Source organism: Dehalococcoidia bacterium (assembly GCA_003597995.1).
In the GTDB taxonomy this organism is placed as follows: domain Bacteria; phylum Chloroflexota; class Dehalococcoidia; order Dehalococcoidales; family UBA1222; genus SURF-27.
In genome coordinates, this window is record QZJY01000016.1 from 1 (window position 1) to 20,292 (window position 20,292).

The window sequence follows — 20,292 nt, forward strand, 5'->3', positions numbered from 1 at the left end:
AGCCTCACCGGGCTATTGGAAAACTTCCGCCTTTGCGCTACTATTTGGATAACTTTGTCACTAACCCCCAAAAATCCAATATGTACTGGACTCTTACACGGGCTTGCCATCATCCTCCCCGCGTGCTAATCTCAAACTCAAGTATGGGAAAACTCACTTTCCTGGGCACCAAGGGTGAGATAGAAGAGGAAACCGCTCGCCACCGTTTTCACCCCTCGCTGCTTGTCGAATCGGGTAGGACGAGACTGCTCATCGATTACGGTCTTCTGCATCGCTACTCGCTGGATGAAATCGCCCCCGACGCCGTCCTTATCACCCATGCCCACCCCGACCACTATTCCTGGCTCAAACAGGATGTTCAGTCGAGCATTCCTGTTTACCTCACGCAGGAGACTCTGGACTATGGCAAGTTCAAGCCGCAAAACAGCCGTGTTATCGCTCCGATGGAGAAATTCAAGCTTGGAGCCTTCGAGTGTATGGCCTATCGCGTTATCCACTCCATACACTGCCCGGCAGTTGGCTGGAAGCTGACCTTCGAGGGCAAAACGCTGGTTTATAACTCAGACCTTGTGGACATTGTGGAAAAGGATGCCGTGCTGGCGGGCGTGGACTACTACGTCGGCGACGGCTCGGCGGTCAAAGCCAACCTGGTGCGCCGGCGGGGGGACGTGCTTTTCGGCCACACGCGCATCATCACGCAGATTCACTGGTGCCAAAAGTTTGGCATAAAGCATATCATTTTCACCCATTTAGGACGCGAAACACTGCGGGATGAAGAAAATTTCAAGGCCGAGCATCCCGAAGTCGTGTTTGCATACGACGGGTTGAAGATGGAGATATGACACTCTTGATGATCTGGGATACTGCAATGAGACATACGGAGCGAATGGAAAATGCTAAAAAGGGCTTGATATAAATTGAAGTTAAGGTAAATGAATTATGAAACCTTCCCTCAGAACGTCTTTATCTGCATCGTCTGATGGTTCTCGCCCCTTGCTTTCTGTCTTATTATGTCTGAAAAGGTAGGCAATGTATGCGGCCAATGCCGCATCAAGTTGGTCATGTGTCGGCAGATTAACGTAGCTAAAGCTAGCCCCGAAATGAACTCCACAGTTTAGCAATATTTGATAGCGTTTTTGTCTTCCAGGTAAGCTACGTTTCTTAGGTATAGGCTCTTTAGCCAACTTGCGCCAGGTAGCACCTGGATAAACTTCAATTAGATTGGTGTCAGAGATGTTTGTTTCAGCAATCCCATATAAGTGGAAATCCCCTGACTTGTAAAGAGAATAGAATAATCTGATTGAAGCGCTAACAAAACCTGCAAATGGTCTATTCGATTGGGGAAAAACATATGGAGACTTACCTGCCGCTCCCAACCTGCGCTCACATTCTCTCATTTTATCATTTGGGTTGCCAGCGAGTCCCTGTGGTCCATCTATGGCTAATACATAATCAGCGTCTAAAATATTCGGCGGAATAATAGAAGCTCCTGTAACACAGTACTCCCATTCATCAAAAACACATACTAGCTTTGAGTTTAATATGGCACGGGCTGAGGGGCTTTTAATAGATAAGTCAAGCCCTATGAATATTGCATTTGTCATGGCATTTTGTTCCCTGAGTGATGATTTTAAGCGCTCTCATTAACAGCGCCAGTCATCTCCGTTTTTGGTGAACAAAAGTGGTGAGCGCCGATTCTAGAGGCGGGCAGCACCTATCAACTCGGCGAGCTTTTTGATGCCGTTCTCGCGCATGTAGCTTTCCAGCCCGTCGATGATGTCCGTGGCCGCTGTGGGATTTATGAACGTGGCCGTACCCACCTCCACCGCGCTGGCCCCGGCCATGAGGAATTCTAAAGCGTCCTCGGCTGTCATGATGCCCCCGCCCCCGATGACCGGCACGTCCACCGCCCCGGCTACCAGATAGACCATATAGAGCGCTACCGGCTTGATAGCAGGGCCGGATAGCCCTCCCGTGGTATTAGCCAGAATGGGCTTGCGCTTTTTGATGTCTATGGCCATGCCCTTGAGGGTGTTGATAAGTGAGACCACGTCAGCCCCGGCCCCGGCCACAGCCTGCGCTATGCCTACTATATCGGCGGCGTTGGGGGTGAGTTTTACAATGACAGGCAGTGTAGTGGCCTGCCTCACTGCTCTCGTCACGGCGGCGGCGGATTCGGGGTTCGAGCCGAACTCCATGCAGCCGGCAGCCACGTTGGGGCAGCTTATGTTGACCTCTATGCCGCTCACGCCGGGCACGCCGTCGAGCCTCTTTGCCAGTTCCGCATATTCCTCGATACGCTCCCCGGCGATGTTGACGATGACCGGGACTCTCCATTTAGCCCACAGCGGTGCCTTGTCGCGGATAAGCGCGTCCACTCCCATGTTTTGCAGACCGATGGCGTTGAGCATGCCCTCCGGCGTCTCGGCAATGCGGGGCTGCTTGTTGCCCTCGCGCGGCGCGAGCGTCGTCCCCTTGCAGACGATGGCCCCCAGGCGCTGGATGTCGCACAGTCCACTCATCTCTTCGCCGTAGCCGAAGGTACCGGAAGCCGTCATCACCGGGTTGGCAAGGAGCAATCCGCGCCGGTTGCGGGGCGCGAGCTGCACGCTGAGGTCGGGTTTCACTGTGTCCAAAGTGCCATAATTATAATCTCATGCCCGCATAGTGGCAAACTGCAGTTTGTTTATCGCAAGCGAGTGGAATTTCGCCGGCGGCATTGTATGGATGATTTTAGTGTTCCTAAAACGGGGCGTCTAAGAGGGGCGCAGGCCCCTCTTAAGAAATCATTTCCCCTTCCTGTGGGAAGGGGATAAAGGGGATAGGCAAGGGTTTTTTCAATCCGTTTTTGTTTAGCATTTAGATATTAAGATTTCGGATTTCTAGTAACGCTATTGAATAATGTGAAAAAATAGGCTACACTGGTTGGTAGTGGCAGACATGTATATCTCCCCGGCGGCGCGATTGAGCCTTCCACGCCTGTGGGCGGCTCGATGCGGGTTATTCTTTGCCAGCTAGTCCTGGCTGAGCGCCTTTTATATTTATCACCGGACTTTTCGCAATTTAATTCAACGCAGTATCGGGGTACTCAAAAGCAGGTTAGTATAACCGCAGGAGAAGGCGATGACCGATGTTAATTACAAGCTGATCCGGCTTCGTCTGGAGAGAGAACGCAAGCGCTTGACCGAGCAGATGGAGCACATACGCGCCAATCGTTCTTCAGAGGAAAGGCGCGAGGGCAGCCCTTTCGGCAAACGCGAGGAAGAAGCCACCGAGACCGCCGACCTGGAGAATATGGTGGCCCAGGAGCAGCGAGTCCGCGAAGAGCTGGCGGACATCGAGACCGCTCTCAAGAAATTCGACCTTGGAACCTTCGGGATATGCGAGAAGTGCGGCCGCTCAATCGAGCTGGCCCGCCTGGAAGCCGTGCCGACGGCCAAACTGTGCATGAATGACGCCCAGAAAAATGCCAGATAAGACACCACGCCTGTCTCCCCTTTTCTATGTGACCGCCGCCGTGGTGGTGACGCTTGACCAGCTCACCAAGCTATGGGTAAAGAACGCCATCCCCCTCTACGGCTCCTGGCCCGAAACGGGTTTTTTCCGCATAACCCACGGCAGCAACACCGGGGCGGCCTTCGGCATATTCCAGGACTCGCGAATTATCCTTAGCATCATCTCGTCCATCGGCGTGGTAGTTGTCCTCTATATCGCGCTCTGGCTCAGCAAACGCTTCACCTTCCTCAGGTGGAAGACCACCATGCTGGCGCTCGGTTTGATACTGGGCGGGACGGTGGGCAACCTCATCGACCGCGCTTTTATCGGGCATGTCACAGATTTTATCAAGGTGGGCCCCTGGCCCGATTTTAATATAGCCGACTCGTCCCTGGTAGTGGGCGGCATACTGCTGGCCTTCAACCTCATCCGCGCCTCCAATGAGGAGCGTAGCGATGGAAAAAGCGCTTCTGCTGAAAGCCGGTAGCGCGGACGTCCGCCTCGACCTCTTCATAGTTCAGCAATTGCCGGAGCTATCCCGCAGCTTCATCCAGAAGCTCATCGAAGATGGCCACGTCACGCTCAACCGAAAACCCGCCAGGCCCGGCCTCAAGCTGAAAAAAGGGGATGAAGTCTGCATCACTATTCCGCCCCCCGAACCCAGTGAACTGCTGGCTGAGGACATACCTCTCAGCATCATTTACGAGGATGACGACCTGCTGGTGGTGGACAAGCCTGCCGGCATGACGACTCACCCCGCCCCCGGCAATCCCGCTCACACACTGGTCAACGCCGTGCTGTCCCATCTGCCTGACCTCCCCGAGAGCGACAACCCCGCTCGCCCCGGCATAGTGCACCGCCTGGACAAGGACACCTCAGGGCTTATCCTGATAGCCAAGACTCGCGGCGCTCTGGCAAACCTCTCGGCTCAGTTCAAGTCGCGTGAGGTCAAGAAGGCCTACGTCGCTCTGGTAAAAGGGAAAGTCACCCCTCAAAAAGGTATTATTGACGCCCCCATCGGGCGCGACCGCGCCCACCGCCAGAAGATGGCCATAACAGACTCAGGCCGCCCGGCGCGCACGGCCTACACCGCGCTCAAGGTTTACGACGGCTATACGCTGGTGGAAGCCAGGCCGGAGACAGGCCGAACGCATCAAATACGGGTGCATTTCGCCTCGGTGGGGCACCCCATCGTAGGGGATGCCACCTACGGGTCGAAGTCGGATTTGGTGGTACGCCAGTTCCTGCATGCGCAGCGCCTGAGCTTCAAGCTGCCGTCCACGGGCAAGAGTGTGGAGTTCACCTCGCCTTTGCCGCCGGACCTGAAATCTGCGCTGGACAGGCTGGGATAGAATCCCATTCCGCAACTATTTTTTCTCTCCCTCGACGGGAGAGACGTAAGTGAGGGTGAGAGTTATGGAATACCCCTCACCCATTCGGCTTTGCTCAGGGCAGGCTCTTAATCGTCTCCCGCAAGGGGCGAGGAGACCTCCCTTCCAGATGCTTCGGCCAGCCTCTCTGGCCTCCAGCATGGACAATTGGGAAGTTACCCCAGCTCCCCCGCCATCTCCCGCCCGCCCAGCAGGTGCACGTGGAGGTGCTGCACCACCTGGCCCCCCTGTGGCCCGCAGTTGACGGCCACTCTATAACCCTTCTGCGCGATGCCTTCCTCTTTAGCCAGTTTATTAGCCACGTGCAGCAGGGAGCCCATCAGCGGCTGGTCTTTCTCGTCAAGCGCGGCCAGGTTGGCATAGTGCTTCTTGGGAATGATGAGTATGTGTGTGGGAGCCTGGGGGTGGATGTCGCGAAAGGCGAAGACGCGCTCGTCCTCGAAAACCTTCGTGCTGGGGATTTGCCCCGCGACTATCTTGCAGAAGATACAGTCTTGCATGTTCTACTCCTACTTGCGGCGGTATTTAGCTATCTGCTGCTCGAAGAGGTCGCCGCCGTGCATGTCGCTGGCCACGATGACCGGGAAGTCCTCCACCTCCAGCCTCATCACGGCCTCGGCTCCCAGCTCGGGATAGGCCACCACCTCCGCTTTCCTCACGGTCTTTGCCAGCAGAGCCCCGGCTCCCCCGTAAGTGACGAAATAGACGGCGCGCTGCTTCTTGATGGCCTCTTTCACCTCCGCCGAGCGCTCGCCCTTGCCTATCATGGCCCCCAGTCCGGCAGCCAGCAGAGCCGGTGTGAAGGCGTCCATGCGCCCGCTGGTGGTGGGGCCGCAGGAGCCGATGACCTGCCCCGGGCGGGCGGGCGTGGGCCCCATGTAGTAGATGGTCTGCCCCTTGATGTCGAAGGGCAAAGGCTGGCCGCTTTTCAGTGCCTCTACCAGCCTTTTATGGGCGGCATCGCGCGCTGTGTAGATGACGCCCGATAGCGAGATGGAGTCTCCGGCGCACAGCTTCTTGCGCATATTGTCTCCGATAGGGGTCTCGATGCTCCAGATAGCCACTACAGCACCACCTCCGCGTGGCGGGCGCTGTGGCACTGGAGATTGATGGCGAGCGGCAAACTGGCGAAGTGGCAGGGGCGGGATTCGGCATGCACCGCGAGAGCAGTCACAATGCCTCCCATCCCCAGCGGCCCGATGCCCAGCTTGTTGACCGCTTCAAGCACCTTCCACTCCAATTCAGCCGTTTCAGGGTCGGAGCTGGGCCAGCCGGCGGGACGCAGCAGCGCGCGCTTGGCCATCAGCATGGCTTTCTCGGCGGTGGCGCCGATACCCAGCCCGATGATTAGGGGCGGGCAGGGGTTGCCGCCGGCCTCTTTGACGGCGCTGACGACGGCATCTGCAATTCCCTGCTCTCCGGCGCCTGGCCTGAGCATGACGAGACGGCTCATGTTCTCGGCGCCGCCTCCCTTGGGCATGAAGCCGATTTTTATTTTATCGCCGGGCGCGACCTCTGTGTGTATAACCGGCGGGGTGTTGTCTCCCGTATTCAGACGTCCTGTAAACGGATGGGTCACCATGGATTTGCGCAGGTAACCCTCTTTATAGCCCTGCCTGATGCCTTCGGCGACGGCAGTATAGAGGTCGCCGCCGGTAAGGTGCACGTCCTGGCCGATGTCCAGGAACACTACCGCCGCGCCGCAGTCCTGGCACAGGGGCAGGTTTTCAGCCTTAGCCAGTTGAGCGTTCTCCAGCAGCCTGTCGAGGGCCTCTTTCCCGATGGGGGAACTCTCGCGCTCGCGGGCTTTTCTAAGTGCTTCAAGCACGTCTGCGCCCAGCTCGAAGTTGGTCTTCTGACACAACCTGGCGACGGCCTGTGTGACTTCCTTTACGTCGATTTCTCTCATGGCGTGGGTTTATTCTAGCACGAAACCCTGGGGAAGGGACAAATGGGAAAATCCCTTTCGGCTTGCCTAAGGCCAGCAAAGGACGGAGAATGTGCCTCCCTACCTCGGGGTCCTCACGTCGTTCCGCCACGGCGGAACTTCCTCAGGACGACACCCTGGAAAATCCCTCGATTAGGGCAAAATGAAAGAAGGCGGGTGTTAATTCCCGCCCTCCGTTCGGATATGCTCGTAAATACCTTAAAAGTTTTATTTCTTGGCGGCGACGAGATCCCGGTATTGTAGCGCGGTCAGCAGAGTCTTGAGTTCATCGGGTTTACCGAGTTGAATGGCTATCACCCAGCCGGTGTTATAAACATCAATAACTAAGGGCTGGATTACCTGACCCTGGAGCATCCATCCTTTTAAAAATTGATTAACTTGAACAATTGTCCCACTGACAGGGCTCGGAGGTCGGCGCTGATTTTAAACCCTTCGATAGTCACGAAACTATCCCCCTGGGCCAGAACGCTACCGACTACAGCGTCCGATATCTTGAATGGTTCACCCAGTATCTTTTCTAGTATGGCAGAAATTCCGACCACCACTATGTTGGCTGATACAGACTTGGCCCATAAGTGATCCTGGGAATACATACGGTCGGTGGCGATTTCACATTCGGTATTGGTACTTTGATAAGCGGGGGTATTGCAGTGGGATGAACGTAAGAAAAACCGGTCGTGGCGGGAGTACTCGTAGTCGGTATGGTTGAGCTTGGGGTGGGTGTAGCCGATGTCGGCGTGGTGGTGGTTGAAGCTGGAGTGGTTGAAGTCGGGGTAGTAGTCGTGGAGGTATTAACATTAGTGGTTGTGTACGTGGTGGTACCGCTGGGAGATTTGCAAGCTGACGGGAGCGAAATAGATGCTATAGCCGCCCCACCCATCGCGAGGCTTACCCGTTTTAAAAACTGCCGTCTGGAAAACTTTGTAACATGAAAGTTGGCCCTGTTTTCTCGATTCCTTTTTCCTTCCCTTCCTGCATCTATCCACCCTCCTTAATCGAGTAAAGGCATATCTCCAACGAGTTCATCCGACTCCCACCCCTTCAAAGAAGCCTCATTTGATTACCAGCCGGTCAATGTCCCCGTTTTAATCTGCGATAGCAGCCAGAAACCGACGAGTATAAGTAAAATACCGGATATATAACGAAGCGGTTTATCCATTTTTTCCATAAACTTGGTGGCTCGTCCCATGCCCAGGCCGAGCATGACCGCCACCAGCGGGGCTACAAAGCCGATAGCGAATACGATTAATATGATAGTTCCTTCCAGCACTTTACCGCGTAGAGCGGCCAACCCCAGAACTATAGGAAGCTGTAACGGAGAGCAGGCGGCGGCGCATCCCGCGGTTGCCAGACCCACGGTGGCTCCAAGAAGCAGCGCACCCAACGTACCGCTGGGAAGTTTTTCTGTAGCTAGCTTAAAGGTGGGAAAGCGCATCGGCAGCCAGTCGAGCGCCGAAAGTCCGAGAATTAAGCAGGCGAAACCGAGAACTTTTTTAACATAAAAACCGAGCCTGCCAGTGGATGCCATAATGTCTCCGCCGGCGAATGCCATAACGGCTCCGAGCGCACCCAAAATGACTATCGAAGAGAGCGCAAATGCCGCGGCGGCGGTAAGCAACTGACCGCGATTCCCGCCCTTACTGGATCCCGTATAACCGAGGATTACCAGCATGGCGGGAAGCCCGCCGCAGCCTGCCGTGGTTGCGGCCGAAGACAGCCCGAAAAGGAAGGAGGCGACCAGCACCGTGAAACCGAACGTCTGACCCTTAAGGATATCCTGAATCCATGCATCCATATTCTTTTCCGTCCTTCAGCGCAAGAATTTGCGGTCGAGATACTGGTTGTAAATAGTGTCCGCCGTGATATTTGATCGCAGAGTTACCGGAAATGCACTCGCAGCCTGGGTAAACAGCTTCATAGTCAGGGTAGGATAGGTCAGGGAATTGTTGGCCGGCAAGATGAATACGCCCACATAAATGCGGTCAGTAGAACGTATTTTATTGGCTGCTTGTACCGTGAGGTTTGTAATGGAGGTATTCAAAGCAGCATCGGGGCAGGGAGTAATGACCATCACAAAGTCGTTGTTTGAGCCATATGCCTCTGATATTGAGGCGATGTTGAGGGGCGTTTCCCCTGTATAAGTGGGCGGCGGATGCGGAATTATTGATGAAGTTTGGTGCGCAGCTTCATACCTTATAGAGGAATTCACGGTCAGTCCGATCGCCACCAGGCCAACGACGATCAACATTACCGTTTTCCACCTGGCCCAGGGAACGACCGGTTTTTGCTCTGAGGGGACTCCGCCCGTGTCGGGAGTGCTGTTCTCGCTCATTTTGCTGCTCCTTCCGTCCATGTTTATTTATACTGTATTCCGCAGACTGACGGCTGGCACTCTGTTTCAAGAAAATGGCGGTCTAGCAAGACACGCAGCCGGGTCCGACGCGCTTGGATTGCTTCAAGCGCATTACGTCTTTTTTAGCTGTCTCGTTGGCTTGCATCTCCTTTTTTACCGCATCGAGCAGATTGGCATAAAATCCGTTGGCACCTGTATCGCGGAGCGAATAAAGAGTATACAGGCCGTCGGTGCGCATATTGAGAAACCCGGCGTCATCTAGAATCTTTAAGTTGCGCGAAGCGCGGGTCTGCGAAATTTCGAGAGCCTGTATCACCTCGCAGACGCAGCATTCCTGGACCATGAGTAAGTTCAGTATACGGAGCCGGGTCTCGTCGGATAGAGCCTGGGCTGCGCGTGTCAGTTGTTTCATGTAGACCTCTCTTTATCCGGTTTAACCCGGCCTCAAGCCTCGAGCGCCTGCTTCAGTTCTTCGTACTTCATGTATTTTTGCTGGGAGATGATATTACCGTCGATGCTGATAATGGGTAAGATGCCAACGCCTTTGGCCTTTATCATCTGCAAGATGTCCAGGTTCTGGCGGTATACGTCCAGGTTGTGCGACATATTGGCGCGCTGAATTTGCATTTCCGGGTAGTCTTTTTTCAGTTTCTTGAGCGTGTCGGCGAATTCTACCAGAATCTTGTCCGGTTCAACCCCGCAGACGCCCGAATCGCAGCACATAGTCCCTTCAAAAATCGCTAATTTCTTGTGTTTCATTCTACTATATCCCCTATTTGGAAAATTTTGTTATTCACCTATATGCGCATTAACGCCTGCAATATAGTAAATCAATGGACAGAATAAAGTCAATAGGTTGTCAGATACAGCGTAAAATATTATTTGGGATAATATCATGAAAGACGGAAGGTAGGTATAGTGAAGGGTTGGTGGAGTCTTATTCCGGATGTTTGAGCCTGTTAAGCTTGGATTGACTTCCGGGGCTCTGTCGCTCCACCATCGATTGGGAAAAAGCACGGCTCTGACATGCTCCCGCTTTTTTAGCACCTTGGCATGAGGTAAACAGAAAGAGCGGGTTTTATCCCGCCCTGCGATTGAGAACCTCACTTGATAAATCTGGTGCTTACTTGTTGCAGCAATCCTCGGAAACCGGGGTGGCGGTAGTTTGGGCGGCTGCTCCTCCAGAACAGCAACCGGCCGCTACGGGAGCTGTTGTTGTGCAGCAGGGAGGGGTGGCATCAAGCTGTGTGGTTCCTGAACGGAAGAGTCCTCCGGCGAGGACAGGCGCGGCAAATAACCCGATGCCTGCCACAATGGCAACAGCCACGATAACAGCCACCAGTATTTTTTTCATTTTTCCTCCCTCTTTGTAATTTCGTTTAGTATAGTCTCGCTTTGCGTGAGATGCAACTAGGCTTGAGTCTGGTCAATCAGCCGGATTTACTTCAACAATCAGGCTCAACGCTCATCTGGTTTTGAATTTCAGATAGTACAGCAGCCCGGCGATGCTCTTGGCGTCCTGGATGCCGCCTTTATGGATAAGCTCGACAGCCTCGACAAGCGGCATCTTGACCACTTTTATCTCTTCAGTATCATCCGCTATTAGGCGCGCGGGCGCGAGCTCCGTCGCCAGGAAAAGGTGCAAATATTCGCTGGCGTATCCTGGGGCCGAATAAAACCCTCCCAGGGCCTCCAGCTTGCCGGGGGCATAACCGGTCTCTTCCTGCATCTCGCGGTGGGCGGTTTCCTCAGGGGTCTCGCCGAGGTCGATGCCTCCGGCGGGAATTTCAAGCAACTCCTTGTTTGCCGCGTGTCTGAACTGACGCACTAAAAGCACGTTCTTCGCTTCGTCTATGGCTACTATGGCCACCGCGCCGTTGTGCTCTATCACCTCGCGCACGGTCTCTTTACCCGAGGGCAGCACGACGCCATCCACGCGCAGGCGGATATTGTGCCCCTTATAGACGTAGCGGCTGGAGATCGTGCGGTAGTCCTTCACGGCTGCTTGACCCGGTATATGAGGGCGGCTTCGTCGCAGTTGGGGAACTTGGGGCAGCGGTAGCACTCGCCCCATATTTTGTGGGGTAAAGTGGCCTTGTCCTCTTCCACAAAGCCGCATTTCTCAAAGAATGGCTTGACATAGGTCAGGCAGAATATATTGAGAATGCCGAGCGCTTTAGCTTCGTCCAGGCAGGCTTTTACCAGCTTTTCACCCAGACCTTTACGGCGGTGCTCTTCGCTGACGGCGAGTGACTTCACCTCGGCCAGGTCGCTCCAGGCGATGTGAAGAGCGGCGCAGGCCACAACCCCGCCCGACTCGCGCACCACGAAGAAATCGCGGATGTTCTCGTATATTTCCGAGAGCGGCCTTGGCAGCATCTCGCCACGCTCGGCGAAGGAATTGACCATCTTTTGTATATCGACGGCATCGTCTATGCGAGCTTTTTCAATCTTGTAGGGCATAAAATTCTCCCCTTAGTTTGCGACCCAGCGAGGCATAGAAATGCGCTGGCGGGTCAACTCTCAAAAAACGGGTACGCTTGGCGCTGGCTTTCACCGTTATGCTCGCCCCGTCGTGAAGCTCGATGCTGATATGCCCGTCGATGCTGAGAGTGGCCGGATTGGTGGTCGACAACTTGAGATTGATGATGTTCGTGGGATGCAGCACCAGCGGGTAGTGCATGGAAAGATGCGGCAGGATAGGTACCAGCAGCAGGTGTGTCGATTGCGGGTTGAGGATGGGGCCTCCGGCGGCCAGAGCGTAACCCGTACTGCCGGTGGCAGTTGCCACCAGCGCGCCGTCGGCCTTATATGTGTCTACTTTGGCGCCATCCACGCTGGCGGTAACCTCTATAATGCGGGCGATGGCGCCTCTAGCCATTACCACATCGTTCAAGACGTGAAAGCTGCGAGTTTCCTTTTTGCCGTTCACGGTTTGGTGCAACACAACATCGAGCATGGCGCGTTTGTCGAGCCAGCCCTTTCCGGCCAGGAGCGCCAGCAGCCTTTCACCGCCGTCTTCCGGCGGAATCTCGGTAAGGAATCCCAGCTGTCCCAGGTTGACGCCGGTGATGGGGATGGGAGCGCCGTCGAGTATCTGGGCCACGCGCAGGATGGTGCCGTCACCGCCGACGGTAAGGATGAGGTCGGTACCCGGGAAATGCGGGCGCAGCTCTGCCTCATCCCAGGCCGAGCTCTGCCAGTGTTCCAACCCTTGCGACTCCAGAATTGAAGCCAGCTTGCGCGTCAGTTCAGGCGAACGGGCATTGAGGGGGTGATAGGCTATGCCGACCTTTTTCATACGATAAATTTACTCTCCGCGATGGTATCAGAATGGCAGTTTAACAATCCGCCTTACAGACTGTCAAGCGTTGCAGGGTTAACGGCGGGCGGACAAAAAGAGGACGACGATGCCGAGGAGGATGATGAGGCCGGCTCCGGTAGACATCATGAAAATAAAATTGAACGCCTTGAACGTGCCAGCCAACAAGATGATCCCGATCACAACGAATGCTCCACCCAACCAGCGCAGACGGTTCCGTCGGCTTGCCTTGATGCACTCCTCCTCAATCTCGGTGGCGGTGGGACGCCTGACCCTGATAGGTGGTGGTGGAGCTGGAGGCGGAGGCGCGACAGCTTTGCGGCCGGGCATACCTCGGAAAACCAATAGGATAACGCCGACTATAATAAGAATAACGATTATTTCCAATGGTCCCAGCTTCATTTCAACTCCGGTGGATTAATTCTTTATAGCATAGCATAATAGTGGCTTTGGGCGAAAATCGGACGGGGAGGACAGGCGTTTCGCGATGATTAAGCTCGTGCGTAATCGCGGGGGTGGTCAGCGGTAAACGTCAAGCAGGGACGGATTTTCCCTGCGTCCTGCGATAAAGGAACGAAACGACAAACAGAATCACTCCCAGCACAGCGCAGGATATGGCAAAGATGAGGAGAGGGTTCATAAGGCTGTCGATGAGCTGCACCAGCCAGGGTTGCATTGAAGGTGGAACCCCCGTGAGCGCTGATGCCATCTGGTTATGTATCAGCCCGCGTGAGATTATCACGCCGGCTGCCTCGGTAACTCCATAGGTCATGAATGTCCCTCCCAGTATGCGGCAGGTAGTTTTTACATTGCGGTTTACCAGGATGATGAAAAGAATGAGTAAGACGCTCAGTCCGACCAGCGCCCAGAAGCCCTCCTGGTAATATACGACCCAGCGTCTGGCTTCAGCGAGGCTGCTCTGGGCGCTATCCAGCGCTTGTCCTATTTCTGCTGGCTGTCCCAAACCTATTTCGGACGAGTTGAGGTCGATATTGGCAGGCATCTGGGACACGGTTTGCGCCCAGAATATGTCAAAAGCGGGAGAAAGCAGTGCCCGGGGCAAACCGGCAAGCGAAGGAGGTGGGGAAGCCAGGAAGGCCGATTTCAGGGTCGAGGCGATATCATCCAGCACTGGACTTATTGGAATGCTGAGGTCAAGGGCGGAACTGGCACCCAGGATAAAATCGTAAAGTTTGGGAATCAGCAGGCTAAGCTGCTCTTTGAAATACGGTTCGATGACGGGTATGATGCTGTCTATGTACGGCGTGAGGTTGATGTTAAAACCCGCGACGACCACTCCTTCCGGCGGCAGGCTTTGTAACAACCAGTCGCGGACAACAGTGCTGAAGTCGATGTCGTTCAGAATAGATATGGCCAGGCGCGGGTCGAGGATGCTGTTTTTAAGCGTACTGCGCAGGTTCAGCGTCCCGCCATGCAACAGATATTCGTATATGTCGGAAACGGCTTTGGTAACGGCGCTTTTGAGGGCGGGGGCGTTGTGGGTCACCGCACTCTTCAGGCTGGAAATTAGTTCAGGATGGGCGGCCAGTTGTTCATCTTTTTGCAGTTCAGGGAGGACTTCTTCGTTGAACAGAGCTACCACGTCGAGTTTATCGATCTGAGCGGTAACGAAGCCGGAGTTGAGCGCCGTGGCGTTTATAGTGATGGCCACCCCCATCACCGTGAGGCAAAGGAAAAGCAGCAGACTTAGCAGCGTGCTGGCCAGGGCTTTTAGCACTTTCATATTTACAGTACTCGGCGTTTTGATTGAGTCCATACTACACGTGATGCGGGTGGGTGTCAATCAGTACTAGAGAGGGAGGAGGCGCACCTGCCTCAAGCGTCAATAATTGGACCTATACCCCTTGACAAAACAGTGTTAGACATGCTAAATTGTTAGCAGTCTCAACAATAGATTGCTAATTATATGCTGCGACCTCGTGAAGAATTAATCCTTAGCTCCATCATCCGCCAGTATATCTCGCGGGCTATGCCCGTATCCTCATCCAGCGTGCTGGACGAGTGCGGGCTGGACGTGAGCTCGGCCACCGTGCGCAACGATGTGGTCCGCCTGGAGGAAGAAGGCTATATCTCGCGCCCGCATCACGCCGCGGGTTCCGTGCCCTCGGACAAGGGTTACCGGCACTACGTCGGCTCGCTCAAGGGCATTGAACTGCCACTGGAGGAACAGTTTCTTATCAACCACCTCTTCCACCAGGTAGAGGACAAACTCGAGGAGTGGCTCAACCTGGCGGTTACATTGCTGGCACAGCAGGTTAAAAACGTGGCCGTGGTGACCACGCCGCGCCCGGCGGCCGCCAAATTCAAGCACATGGAGCTGGTATCCATCCAGCCGCAAATGGCCCTGGTGGTGCTGGTGCTGCATGGGGCCAAGGTGCGCCAGCAACTGGTGAATTTCGAAGAGCCCTCTACCCAGGAAACGTTGACGCATATGGCGGGACGCCTCAGCAAGCTCTTTGCCACGCAGTCTGCGGCGCAAATAGCCTCCAAAATGGAAAACCTTACGCCGGCGGAAAGACGCGTGGCGGAACACGTGCTTCACATGATGCAGGCCGAGGACGCGCAGAGCGGGCAGGGGCTCTTCCTCGAAGGCTGGCATTTCCTCATCAACCAGCCGGAGTTCAGCCAGGGGCCGCGCCTGGTCAATCTTATCAACCTGGCGGAACAGAAGAAGCTGGCCGAGTTGATGATACCTGAAAACCCGGCCGAACACGGGATACGCGTCATCATCGGGCGCGAGAACAAGGACGAAGCCGTGCAGGACTGCAGCCTGGTCATCAGCCGCTACGGACTGCCGGATGAGCCGCTCGGCAGCATCGCCGTGGTGGGGCCCACTCGCATGGAATACGAGCGCACCATAGCCGTTATAAGCTATGTTTCCTCCCTTATCAGTCTGCTGGTGACCGAACTATACGGCGTTATGCCCAGGGGGCATGGCCGCGAAACGCACAACTAATCTTTACAGGATGGAAAGATGCTTGATCCCAGATTCGAAGACATGCCGGAGCGTGGTGAAATAAGAGAAAGGCCAGAGGAGCTAGAGCCCGTGGTAAATATCGCCGCGCTCAAACAGGAGATCATAGACGCCAAAGCCAAGGCTCAGGAATACTTGGAAGGCTGGCAGCGCGGGCAGGCGGACTTCGTCAATTTTAAGAAGCGACTGGAACAGGACAAAATCGACGCCGCCAAATACGCTAATGCCGGGCTAATCCTCAAAATACTGCCCGTGCTGGACGATTTCGAGCGTGCTGTCGGCGCTGTGCCGCCATCCATGGCTAAAGAACCGTGGGTGGGAGGCATCAACGGCATCGCGCGCAAGCTGGAAAGCGTTCTAGAGTCAGTAGGGCTCACTGCCATCAAAGCGCAGGGCGAGTTCTTCGACCCTAACCTGCACGAGGCCTCCGGCTCGGCCCCCGGTCCTGAAGGTCTGGTAGTGATGGAACTGGAAAAGGGATACAAGCTGGCCGACCGGGTTCTCAGACCGGCCCGCGTGATGGTCGGCAACGGCGAAGGGGATTCGGAAAACGAGTCTTCGATGGAAGAATAATACGAAAAATTCTAAATTCTAATATCTAAATACTAAATAATGTCAAAGTTAAAAATTCAAAATGAGGCATTCGGTCATTTGGATTTATTTAGGATTTGGTGCTTAGTGCTTAGAATTTCGGAAATCAATTACTTTTAGTACAAAGAGAGGAGTATTTAGAACATGTCAAAAGCAGTTGGAATCGACCTGGGCACCACTTTCAGTGAAATAGCCGTCATGCAGGGCGGCGAGCCGGTGGTTATCCCCTCAGCCGAGGGCGGCAATATCACCCCTTCGGTGGTGGCGGTCAGCAAGACCGGCGAGAGGCTGGTGGGGCAGGTAGCCCGCCGTCAGGCCATCGTCAATCCAGAGAATACCATCTATCTTACCAAGCGCTTCATGGGACGCAAGTTCGGCGAACCGTCCGGGCGCGAACTTACAGTTGAAGAAGACGCCAAGCGCAAGCCGTATAAAGTGACGCGCGGCCCCAATAACGAAGTCAGGATGGTCATGGGAGGCAAGGAATACAGCCCGCCCGAAATTTCGGCCATGATACTGCAGAAGCTCAAGGCCGATGCCGAGGCCTATCTGGGCGAAAAGGTGACGGAGGCCGTTATCACCGTGCCGGCCTATTTCAACGACTCGCAGCGCCAGGCCACCAAGGACGCCGGGCAAATCGCCGGGCTGAAAGTCCTGCGCATCATCAACGAGCCCACGGCGGCAGCGCTGGCCTACGGCCTGGATAAAAAGAAAGACGAGACCATCGCCGTGTACGACCTGGGCGGCGGCACCTTCGATATCTCCATTCTTGAGTTGGGAGAGGGCACCTTCCAGGTGAAGTCCACCGCCGGCGACACGCACCTGGGCGGCGACGACTTCGACCAGAAAATCATGGACTGGCTGGCGGACGAGTTCAAGCGCGACCAGGGCATCGACCTGCGCAAGGACAAGATGGCCATGCAGCGTCTCAAGGAAGCTGCCGAGAAAGCCAAGATAGAACTATCTACCGTGCAGTCCACCGATGTCAACCTGCCCTTCATCACTGCCGACGCCAGCGGGCCAAAACATCTCAACATCAACCTGTCGCGTTCCAAGCTGGAGCAACTGGTGATGGACCTGGTGGAAAAGACCATGGGGCCCTGCCGCCAGGCGCTCGCCGATTCCGGCAAAAATGCCTCCCAGATTGACGAGGTCATCCTCGTCGGCGGCCAGACGCGCATGCCGCTGGTGCAGCAGAAGGTCAAAGAACTCTTCGGCAAGGAGCCCAACAAGGGCGTCAACCCGGACGAGGTGGTGGCCGTGGGCGCCGCCATCCAGGCCGGCGTTCTCAAGGGCGAGGTCAAGGATGTTCTTCTCCTCGACGTGACGCCGCTCACTCTGGGCATCGAGACCATGGGCGGGGTGGCCACGCCGCTCATCACGCGCAACACCACCATCCCCACCTCCAAGACACAGGTGTTCAGCACGGCCTCCGACAATCAGCCCAGCGTGGAGATCAACGTGCTGCAGGGCGAACGCCCCATGTCCGCCGACAACCGCCAGCTGGGCAAGTTCGTGCTGGACGGCATCCTGCCCGCCCCGCGCGGCATCCCCCAGATAGAGGTGACCTTCGACGTCGATGCCAACGGCATCCTCAACGTCAAGGCGCGCGACAAGGGCACCGGCAAGGAACAGAAGATAACCATCACCGTCTCTACAGGCCTTTCCAAGGAAGATATCGACAAGATGCAGAAAGAGGCCGAGGCTCATGCCGCCGAAGACACCAAGCGCAAGGAAGAAGCCGAGGCGCGCAATATGGCCGACAGCATGGCTTATCAGGCCGAGAAGATGCTGGCGGATAACAAAGACAAGATACCTGCCGATATCGCTACCGAGATAACAGATAAGGTGAGTGAGCTCAAGCAGGCCATCACGGCAAACGATACCTCGCGCATGAAGAGCGCCACAGAGGAACTCTCGAAGGCTATGCAGAAGGCCGGAAGTCACGTCTATGGACAGCAAGGTGGCCAGGGCCAACAGCCTCCTCCTCAGGGCGGAGAGCAGGGTGACACCGAACCGCCTCCCGGTGGCAAACCCGACGAGGGCACCGTTGAAGGCGAATTCCGTGAGGTCTAGCGTTTAGACCACGGTGAGGCTATAATATAGCTGGTGAAAAAACGAAGGGCTGGAGACATTTTTCCAGCCCTTCGCTCCTAAGTCCGAATTATTCTCATCCTGAGTCCGCCACAGGCGGGCGAAGGATCTGGCAAGACAGTAACTTTTCCTATGGACATAAGGGATGAGGTCGAGCCTTCGGCATTAATAACAATGCCTACCTGAGGAAAGAGTATCGGTTTGGCAACAACTCGCGACCATTACAGGGTTCTTACGGTGCGCCGTGATGCGAGCACCCCGCAGATAAAAGCGGCCTTCCGCAAAAAGGCCATGCGCTATCATCCCGACCACAATCCGGGAAAAGAGGCCTGGGCCAACAAGAAGCTGAAGGGCATCATCGAGGCTTATGAGGTACTGAGCGACCCCGCCCGGCGCAAGCTCTACGACCGCCGGCTCGCTCAGGCTGAGGAAACCTCTGTTCGCATGGAGATGCACCGCAGGCCGAAGTCCACCAGGCAGTACATGGTTAACATAATGCGCCACCAGGCGGTGCCCGGATGGGCCAGGACGGCGGCCTTCGCATACGTATTTTTCGACTATTTTTCCAAGGAATCCAGAAGGGCGAAATAGGGGCTGACATGGCTATAAAACGCGATTATTATGAAGTGCTGGGCGTGAGCAGGGACGCCAGCGAAGATGATATCAAGAAGGCTTTCCGCAAACTGGCCTTCCAGTATCATCCGGATAAAAATGCTAGGGACGGCGCATCAGACAAGTTCAAGGAAGCCAGCGAGGCCTACCAGGTGCTGTGCGACCCCGAAAAGCGCCGCGCCTACGACCGCTTCGGGCACGCCGGAGTGGACGGGGCTTCACGCGGCTTCGAGGACTTCGGTTTCGGCGGCATGGGCGGCGGCGTGGGCAGCATTTTCGAGGATTTTTACAATTTTTTCAGCGATGCGGCCACCACCAGCCGCACCGCCCCGGTGCGCGGCGGCGACATACAGTACCTGCTGGAACTCACCTTCGAAGAAGCCGCCCTCGGCGTGGATAAAGAACTGCGCATCACCCGCACCGAAAACTGCTCGGTGTGCCATGGCAGCGGCGCCAAACCCGGCACGCAGCCTGTACAGTGCCCCGAGTGCAAGGGGAGCGGCAGGGTGCAGCGCGTGCAGCAGAGCCTTTTCGGACGCTTTACCAATATCGCCGCCTGTCCCAGGTGCGGCGGCAGCGGCAAGATAGTCACTGAAGCCTGCACCCATTGCCACGGCAGCGGGCACGAGCGCTTCGAGCGCAGCATCAATCTCACCATTCCGGCTGGTGTGGATAACGGCATGAACCTTCAGATGAGCGGCCAGGGCAACGCCGGCGAGCGCGGCGGCATGGCAGGCAACCTCATCGTGGGCTTACAGGTGAAACCGCACGAGTTTTTCCGCCGCGAGGACAGCAATATCGTTTACGACCTCAAAGTAAACTTCGCGCAGGCGGCTCTGGGCGCGGACGTCACCATTCCCACGCTCTACGGCGACATGCCTCTCAAAGTTCCGGCGGGCAGCCAGGCGGGAGAGGTGTTCATACTCAAGGGCAAGGGCATCCCGCATTTCCGCCGCTCAGGCAAGGGCGATCAGCTGGTGCGGCTCGTCGTGGCGACGCCCGAAAAGCTGACCAAAGAACAGAAGCGCCTCTTCGAGGAGTTGGCCGATAGCTTCGAGGGCAAAAAGAAGAAGAAAGAATCGGAATAGACTCTCACCTATCGATAGAATCAAAGAGGCCGTGCTGGAAAAGCGCGGCCTCTTTTTATGGGTGACAAGGAGTTGCTTTTGAACTCATCGAAAGTACAGGCCGACGTGAGAATATCGGACATCGGCAAGCCGATTAGTAGAGTCGGACGCCGATTAATACCGTGTTTTTTATCCCATGTAAAATCTGGCTGTGCACATTTCCCCGCCCCGCCAGATTCTTCGGCCATCCAATATGGCCTCCAGAATGGACAGACCGTGCGATATTCTATGCTGGAAGCCGCGATGGGCGGCTGAAGCATCTGGAGGGGCATGGCATTCTCGCCAATAGAATCATGAAGAAGGGTGACTACTTGGCGGAGATTGCCGTGTCGTCCGATTGAATCGGGTCCCCTCGCAATGGCAG

Annotated in this window: 27 protein-coding genes; 9 read left to right on the forward strand and 18 right to left on the reverse strand. The window is 55.6% G+C overall.

Annotation, left to right across the window (positions count from 1 at the left end; all coding sequences use genetic code 11):
- On the forward strand, positions 1 to 842 hold an 842-nt coding region (locus tag C4542_02280), incomplete at its 5' end, for a hypothetical protein (protein RJO62677.1).
- An 81-nt stretch (positions 843 to 923) separates the two neighbouring features.
- Here C4542_02280 and C4542_02285 read toward each other — a convergent pair.
- Entirely contained in the window at positions 924 to 1,604 is a 681-nt protein-coding gene (locus tag C4542_02285) for a DUF429 domain-containing protein (GenBank protein RJO62678.1), read from the reverse strand.
- Positions 1,605 to 1,697: 93 nt separating this feature from the next.
- The gene (locus tag C4542_02290) at positions 1,698 to 2,627 is read right to left on the reverse strand and encodes a dihydroorotate dehydrogenase (GenBank protein RJO62748.1); all 930 of its coding nucleotides are present in this window, start codon (positions 2,625 to 2,627) and stop codon (positions 1,698 to 1,700) included.
- Between the two features lie 496 nt (positions 2,628 to 3,123).
- On the opposite strand from C4542_02290, the gene C4542_02295 reads away from it, so the two are divergent.
- Genes C4542_02295 through C4542_02305 form a run of 3 tightly spaced genes read left to right on the forward strand, consistent with a single transcriptional unit; the run spans position 3,124 to position 4,847 of the window.
- Positions 3,124 to 3,477, forward strand: coding sequence for a molecular chaperone DnaK (locus C4542_02295; protein ID RJO62679.1), 354 nt, complete (start codon positions 3,124 to 3,126; stop codon positions 3,475 to 3,477).
- Positions 3,452 to 3,982 carry a signal peptidase II gene (lspA, locus tag C4542_02300; protein RJO62680.1) on the forward strand — a complete coding sequence of 177 codons (531 nt, stop codon included), beginning with the start codon at positions 3,452 to 3,454 and terminating at the stop codon, positions 3,980 to 3,982. The genes C4542_02295 and lspA overlap by 26 nt, the downstream gene beginning before the upstream one ends.
- Positions 3,951 to 4,847 (forward strand): RluA family pseudouridine synthase, encoded by an 897-nt coding sequence (locus C4542_02305; protein ID RJO62681.1) that lies wholly within the window; start codon positions 3,951 to 3,953, stop codon positions 4,845 to 4,847. Before lspA ends, C4542_02305 begins: the two co-directional genes overlap by 32 nt.
- Before the next feature lie 194 nt (positions 4,848 to 5,041).
- Here C4542_02305 and C4542_02310 read toward each other — a convergent pair whose 3' ends face one another.
- The 16 genes from C4542_02310 to C4542_02385 all read right to left on the reverse strand — a co-directional run bounded on the left by C4542_02310 (position 5,042) and on the right by C4542_02385 (position 14,253).
- Positions 5,042 to 5,386, reverse strand: coding sequence for a histidine triad nucleotide-binding protein (locus tag C4542_02310; protein ID RJO62682.1), 345 nt, complete (start codon positions 5,384 to 5,386; stop codon positions 5,042 to 5,044).
- Positions 5,387 to 5,395: 9 nt separating this feature from the next.
- A complete protein-coding gene (locus tag C4542_02315) occupies positions 5,396 to 5,950 on the reverse strand; it encodes a Fe-S-containing hydro-lyase (GenBank protein ID RJO62683.1) in 555 nt (184 codons plus the stop codon).
- Entirely contained in the window at positions 5,950 to 6,795 is an 846-nt protein-coding gene (locus C4542_02320) for a fumarate hydratase (protein RJO62684.1), read from the reverse strand. Before C4542_02320 ends, C4542_02315 begins: the two co-directional genes overlap by 1 nt.
- Before the next feature lie 246 nt (positions 6,796 to 7,041).
- Entirely contained in the window at positions 7,042 to 7,221 is a 180-nt protein-coding gene (locus C4542_02325) for a hypothetical protein (protein RJO62685.1), read from the reverse strand.
- Positions 7,197 to 7,427 (reverse strand): hypothetical protein, encoded by a 231-nt coding sequence (locus tag C4542_02330; protein ID RJO62686.1) that lies wholly within the window; start codon positions 7,425 to 7,427, stop codon positions 7,197 to 7,199. The genes C4542_02325 and C4542_02330 overlap by 25 nt, the downstream gene beginning before the upstream one ends.
- Entirely contained in the window at positions 7,379 to 7,714 is a 336-nt protein-coding gene (locus C4542_02335; GenBank protein RJO62687.1) for a hypothetical protein, read from the reverse strand. The genes C4542_02330 and C4542_02335 overlap by 49 nt, the downstream gene beginning before the upstream one ends.
- 180 nt (positions 7,715 to 7,894) lie before the next feature.
- Entirely contained in the window at positions 7,895 to 8,629 is a 735-nt protein-coding gene (locus tag C4542_02340) for a hypothetical protein (GenBank protein RJO62688.1), read from the reverse strand.
- 15 nt (positions 8,630 to 8,644) lie between these two features.
- Positions 8,645 to 9,166 (reverse strand): hypothetical protein, encoded by a 522-nt coding sequence (locus tag C4542_02345; protein RJO62689.1) that lies wholly within the window; start codon positions 9,164 to 9,166, stop codon positions 8,645 to 8,647.
- 82 nt (positions 9,167 to 9,248) lie between these two features.
- Positions 9,249 to 9,599, reverse strand: coding sequence for an ArsR family transcriptional regulator (locus C4542_02350; GenBank protein ID RJO62690.1), 351 nt, complete (start codon positions 9,597 to 9,599; stop codon positions 9,249 to 9,251).
- Between the two features lie 32 nt (positions 9,600 to 9,631).
- Entirely contained in the window at positions 9,632 to 9,946 is a 315-nt protein-coding gene (gene arsD / locus C4542_02355) for an arsenical resistance operon transcriptional repressor ArsD (protein RJO62691.1), read from the reverse strand.
- 364 nt (positions 9,947 to 10,310) lie between these two features.
- Positions 10,311 to 10,541, reverse strand: a complete 231-nt coding sequence (locus C4542_02360) for a hypothetical protein (GenBank protein ID RJO62692.1) — start codon at positions 10,539 to 10,541, stop codon at positions 10,311 to 10,313.
- Between the two features lie 111 nt (positions 10,542 to 10,652).
- A complete protein-coding gene (locus tag C4542_02365) occupies positions 10,653 to 11,261 on the reverse strand; it encodes an NUDIX hydrolase (protein ID RJO62693.1) in 609 nt (202 codons plus the stop codon).
- The gene (locus C4542_02370) at positions 11,183 to 11,650 is read right to left on the reverse strand and encodes an N-acetyltransferase (GenBank protein ID RJO62694.1); all 468 of its coding nucleotides are present in this window, start codon (positions 11,648 to 11,650) and stop codon (positions 11,183 to 11,185) included. The genes C4542_02365 and C4542_02370 overlap by 79 nt, the downstream gene beginning before the upstream one ends.
- The gene (locus tag C4542_02375; GenBank protein RJO62695.1) at positions 11,634 to 12,488 is read right to left on the reverse strand and encodes an NAD(+)/NADH kinase; all 855 of its coding nucleotides are present in this window, start codon (positions 12,486 to 12,488) and stop codon (positions 11,634 to 11,636) included. The genes C4542_02370 and C4542_02375 overlap by 17 nt, the downstream gene beginning before the upstream one ends.
- A 78-nt stretch (positions 12,489 to 12,566) precedes the next feature.
- Positions 12,567 to 12,911 (reverse strand): hypothetical protein, encoded by a 345-nt coding sequence (locus C4542_02380; protein RJO62696.1) that lies wholly within the window; start codon positions 12,909 to 12,911, stop codon positions 12,567 to 12,569.
- 130 nt (positions 12,912 to 13,041) lie between these two features.
- Positions 13,042 to 14,253: a hypothetical protein gene (locus C4542_02385; GenBank protein ID RJO62697.1), complete on the reverse strand. Its 1,212-nt coding sequence runs from the start codon at positions 14,251 to 14,253 to the stop codon at positions 13,042 to 13,044.
- Between the two features lie 183 nt (positions 14,254 to 14,436).
- On the opposite strand from C4542_02385, the gene hrcA reads away from it, so the two are divergent.
- From hrcA to dnaJ, 5 genes are all read left to right on the forward strand, one after another.
- Complete coding sequence (hrcA, locus tag C4542_02390; GenBank protein ID RJO62698.1) at positions 14,437 to 15,486, forward strand: heat-inducible transcription repressor HrcA; 1,050 nt, start codon at positions 14,437 to 14,439, stop codon at positions 15,484 to 15,486.
- A gap of 18 nt (positions 15,487 to 15,504) precedes the next feature.
- The gene (locus C4542_02395; protein ID RJO62699.1) at positions 15,505 to 16,077 is read left to right on the forward strand and encodes a nucleotide exchange factor GrpE; all 573 of its coding nucleotides are present in this window, start codon (positions 15,505 to 15,507) and stop codon (positions 16,075 to 16,077) included.
- 162 nt (positions 16,078 to 16,239) lie between these two features.
- Positions 16,240 to 18,171 carry a molecular chaperone DnaK gene (gene dnaK, locus C4542_02400; protein RJO62700.1) on the forward strand — a complete coding sequence of 644 codons (1,932 nt, stop codon included), beginning with the start codon at positions 16,240 to 16,242 and terminating at the stop codon, positions 18,169 to 18,171.
- 219 nt (positions 18,172 to 18,390) lie between these two features.
- Positions 18,391 to 18,780 (forward strand): hypothetical protein, encoded by a 390-nt coding sequence (locus C4542_02405; protein ID RJO62701.1) that lies wholly within the window; start codon positions 18,391 to 18,393, stop codon positions 18,778 to 18,780.
- 8 nt (positions 18,781 to 18,788) lie between these two features.
- Complete coding sequence (dnaJ, locus tag C4542_02410; GenBank protein RJO62702.1) at positions 18,789 to 19,889, forward strand: molecular chaperone DnaJ; 1,101 nt, start codon at positions 18,789 to 18,791, stop codon at positions 19,887 to 19,889.
- The last annotated feature ends 403 nt before the right edge of the window (positions 19,890 to 20,292 follow it).